The sequence below is a fragment of the Streptomyces humi genome (assembly GCF_001005085.2).
In the GTDB taxonomy this organism is placed as follows: domain Bacteria; phylum Actinomycetota; class Actinomycetes; order Streptomycetales; family Streptomycetaceae; genus Streptomyces; species Streptomyces humi.
In genome coordinates, this window is the sequence record NZ_LBMU02000127.1 from 1 (window position 1) to 3,950 (window position 3,950).

Genomic DNA, 3,950 nt, shown 5'->3' on the forward strand with positions numbered 1-3,950 from the left:
GATCGACTCGAAGAGATCGCGCTGGTGGGATTCGCGGTCCCTGCCGACGAGGGCCTGTGCCTCCTCGTCCGTGAGGTTCCTGACGCCCTGCTGGGTGCGGTGGTGGAACTTCACCCAGAACCGCTCGCCCTCGGCGTTGACCAGGCTGTAGGTGTGGGACCCGAAGCCGTGCATGTGCCGGTAGGAGGCCGGGATGCCCCGGTCGGACATCACGATGGTGATCTGGTGCAGTGCCTCGGGGAGGCTGGTCCAGAAGTCCCAGTTGTTCTCCGGGTCACGGAGGTTGGTACGCGGGTCGCGCTTGACCGCGTGGTTGAGGTCGGGGAACTTCAGCGGATCGCGGAAGAAGAACACCGGAGTGTTGTTGCCGACCAGGTCCCAGTTGCCCTCGTCGGTGTAGAACTTCACGGCGAAGCCCCGGATGTCGCGCTCGGCGTCGGCCGCGCCACGCTCACCCGCGACGGTGGAGAAGCGGACGAAGAGCTCGGTCTTCCTGCCGACCTCGGAGAAGATCTCCGCGCTCGTGTACCGCGTGATGTCGTGGGTCACGGTGAAGGTGCCGAACGCGCCCGAGCCCTTGGCGTGCATCCGGCGCTCGGGGATGACCTCGCGGTCGAAGTGGGCGAGCTTCTCCAGGAACCACACGTCCTGGAGAAGCATGGGGCCGCGGGGACCGGCCGTCTGGGAGTTCTGGTTGTCGGGAACCGGTGCGCCGGCCGCCGTTGTCAGGGGCTTCTGGTTGCGTTCGGACACGGCTCGCTCCTCGGTCGGTGCTTCTGCGCATGGGTCGAGGCATGGCGGTCCCCGCCTGGTCTGTCGGTGTGCGAGCTGCCCCGTGCCCGCACACCTGCACACATCCTATGTTGGAACATATCTACGTCAAGAATCCCTCCAAGGCACATACATGTGCAGGACGTGCTCGGCGTTCCGGCACAGACCGTCTCCGTCGGCGCGGCGTCCCCTCATCGGCCGCCCAGGAGCCGCAGGGCCGACTCGGAGATGTAGTAGAACCCGAGACAGGACGTCCCGCGCGGCGGGACGGCGACGGTTGCGGCCTCCCCGGTCGAGGAGCGCCCGAGCAGCCGGAACCCCTGGGTCACCGCGAGCACGTCACCGGCGTACCGCCATATCCGGGCGTGCCGCCCCGGTCCCCAGGGCTCCTCGGAGGGAGTGAGCGTCGGAAAGAGGACCTGCGTCATCTGGTGGAGCAACTCGTCCACGGCAGCGCGCGACACGGCGAGCATCACGCCGTTGACACACATCCCGTCCTCGTGGCGGCCCGCGACGGACGCCGGCAGCGACGCCGGTCCCAGCGCGTAACAGCCCCGCGGGGAGTCCGCGGCCCCGCCGCTCTCCCGTTCCAGGTGCAGAGCCGCTTCGAGGAAGAGAGCGGCCATCGGCTTGTCCGCCCAGATCGCCCAGGGTGTCCCGGCATCGCGGACGTCCGGGTCCAGCCTCGGCAGCAGTGCCTCCCTCGATTCCGGCGCGGCGGACGCCCGCGGCAGACAGGTCTGAGCCAGGACGGCGGAGTGCAGCACGCTCCACACCACGTTCAGGCCCGCCCGGACGTCGACCGGACAACCCGCCCACTGTGCACGACCGTGCGACGTGCCCTCGGCCTCTTCGCCTGAGAAACCCATCCAGTCCTCCGATGCTCGTGGGTCGAAACCCCGCTCACCCCCACACATACATAGAGCGGACGACCCACCCGCCCGGTTCACCGATGTGACATGTTTCCCGGACTCAGGTGTCCCTGGCCGTGCGGGGGCCGCTCTCCCGGGCCCAGGCGAGCGGGTGGTCGGCGGGCAGGTGGGGTGACCCGGTGCCGCGTACCGGACGTGCGGGGTGCGAGATGCTCACATGTGTGGACCCGCGGGGTGGTATACAAGGGGGATTCCGCTCCGACGCCGCCTGTCCGGCTCGCCTTCGCGGCACGTTCCCGTCCCCCCGGGGCGGCAGCGGGACGGCGCAGGCCCTGGTGGCGGCCGCCGCCGCGGTCAGGGCGGGTGAGCGCGTCGTCTTCCGGGTGCCCCGTGATCCCGGTGGCGGGAGGCCACGGCGGAGATCATGGCGGCTGTCACGCCGCTGCTGGCGGAGATCCGCGGCATACCCGCGCCCGTACCGGCCGTGCGGTCGCCGCACACACGTCCGCGGCACACGTCCTGTGCGAGAAGTGTGAACCTCGCGTGGGTCCCGACCGTTTAGCCACTGGGGGGGGTGGCCAGCCGTCATCCCCCGGACCACCGTGTCGCACGTACGGGGAAGAGCCATGGAGCGAGATCAGCAGCGGATCGAGCGAGCGCGTGCGGTGTGGGAGGAACACGTACGGGCCTGCCGTCCCTGTGCGGGCGGTGGTGGCCGGTGCCAGTCGGCGATACTCCTCAGGCGGACCTACAACAGCCTGGTCAGGGCGGCCCGGAGCGACGACCCGCCGCTGCGGGACAGCATCTGAGGGCGGCGTCGGCGGACGGTCACGGCGCCGGGTCCGGCAGGGGCTGCGACAGCTTGTCCAGCTGGGCGAGCCACAGCTCGTTCAGCCGCTCGGCCCAGGCGTCCGACGGGTTGCCGAAGGGCCGGGGGGCGTCGGCGCGGACGCGCCGGGGGGCGTCGGCGCGGACGGCGTTCTCCACCACGACCTCCGTGCCGTCCTCGGTCCCGGTGAGCAGCCACGCCTGGTACAGCATCACGCCGCCCCCGATGCCCAGCCAGCCGATCCGGCGGGGCGGCACGCTCTCCCCGACGAAGACCTCGAACAGGTGTCCCGCCCAGACCACCTCGAAGGTCTGGGCCAGGGTGACGGAGCTCACTTCCTCACACCCCGGCACCCACTTCGGCCAGTTCGCCACGTCGGTGAGCAGCTGGAAGGCCCGCTCGGGCGGGCCGGGCACGACAGCCTGCGCCCGGTGGAAGCTGTCGGCGTCGGCGGGGGAGAAACCGGACGGCCAGTGGATGTCCGGGTGGCTGTCTGAGGTGTCGTACATCCGAGTTCTCTTTCGCGCTGCTGTTCTACCTCGGGTAGGCCGGTGACGGTGCCGGCGGCACGACGGTCCCAGGGCGTTCCCCACGCCAGTGTGCGGTGGAGGGCGCGTGAACGCATACGTCATCTGACTGGGCGCCCCGGGCCGGGCTCCGCCGGCTGGAGGGCGGCCAGGGCGTCGGGCAGGGCGGCCCGGGAGCCGATGCCCAGTTTGGGGTAGATCTGGTAGAGGTGCGTCCCGATCGTCCGGTGCGAGAGGAACAGCCGCTCGGCGATCTGCTTGTTGGTCAGCCCGCTCGCCGCCAGGCTCGCGATCTGCCACTCCTGTGCCGTCAGGGCTCCCCTTCCCTGCCGTGGGCCGGCGGCGGCCGCGTGGCCGCAGGCCCGGAGTCCGGCCGTGGCGCGCGCCGCCCACGGGGCCGCCCCCAGTTCCTCGAAGGTCTTCGAGGCCAGGAGCAGCTGCTCCTGGGCCCGGCCGGTCGCACGCCGGCGTCGCAGGCGTTCGCCGTACAGGAGACGTACCCGGGCGACGTCGAAGGGCCGGTCCGCGGGCTCGACCAGCGTCAGTGCCCGCTCGAACAGGTCAAGGGCCGCGTCGTCGGACGTGGTCAGCGCCTCGCAGGCCAGCACCAGCATGTGGAACCGGGGCGAGAGCCGGGCCATGGAGGACGCCCGCACGGCCGCCGCGCGGGCGGCGGCCCTCGTCGGCCGGTGCCGGACTGAGCCCGGCGGCGCGGGTGAGCGCCGTCACCGCGCCGAGCGCGTCTCCACGGCTGAGCCGCAGGTGGGCGGCGTGTTCCAGCAGCCCGGCGACCGTCTCGTCGGGGCCGTTCATCGGACTGCTGTCTCCCAGGGCCGGCGGCGAAGGCGGGGTCCCGCGCACGGGGTCCGGCGCACGGGGTCCGGCGCCGGGCGGGCGCGGAGTCCGGGCGGCGCCGCACGGTCGCGGAGCCGGACGGGACCGCACCGTCGC

4 protein-coding genes and 1 pseudogene are annotated in these 3,950 nt (G+C 71.9%); 1 reads left to right on the plus strand and 4 read right to left on the minus strand.

Going from position 1 to position 3,950, the window contains the following annotated elements:
* Positions 1-753: pseudogene (gene katE2 / locus AAW13_RS41730) on the minus strand (catalase KatE2); the annotation flags it as partial.
* Positions 754-962: 209 nt separating this feature from the next.
* Positions 963-1,640 carry a hypothetical protein gene (locus tag AAW13_RS41735; protein ID WP_071659861.1) on the minus strand — a complete coding sequence of 226 codons (678 nt, stop codon included), beginning with the start codon at positions 1,638-1,640 and terminating at the stop codon, positions 963-965.
* 629 nt (positions 1,641-2,269) lie between these two features.
* Here AAW13_RS41735 and AAW13_RS45355 point away from each other — a divergent pair.
* Positions 2,270-2,452: a hypothetical protein gene (locus AAW13_RS45355; protein ID WP_107483536.1), complete on the plus strand. Its 183-nt coding sequence runs from the start codon at positions 2,270-2,272 to the stop codon at positions 2,450-2,452.
* A 19-nt stretch (positions 2,453-2,471) separates the two neighbouring features.
* Here AAW13_RS45355 and AAW13_RS41740 read toward each other — a convergent pair whose 3' ends face one another.
* Both AAW13_RS41740 and AAW13_RS41745 read right to left on the minus strand, forming a co-directional pair.
* The gene (locus AAW13_RS41740; protein WP_071659862.1) at positions 2,472-2,981 is read right to left on the minus strand and encodes an SRPBCC family protein; all 510 of its coding nucleotides are present in this window, start codon (positions 2,979-2,981) and stop codon (positions 2,472-2,474) included.
* Positions 2,982-3,100: 119 nt separating this feature from the next.
* Positions 3,101-3,640 carry a helix-turn-helix transcriptional regulator gene (locus tag AAW13_RS41745; protein WP_240528926.1) on the minus strand — a complete coding sequence of 180 codons (540 nt, stop codon included), beginning with the start codon at positions 3,638-3,640 and terminating at the stop codon, positions 3,101-3,103.
* Positions 3,641-3,950 lie beyond the last annotated feature (310 nt).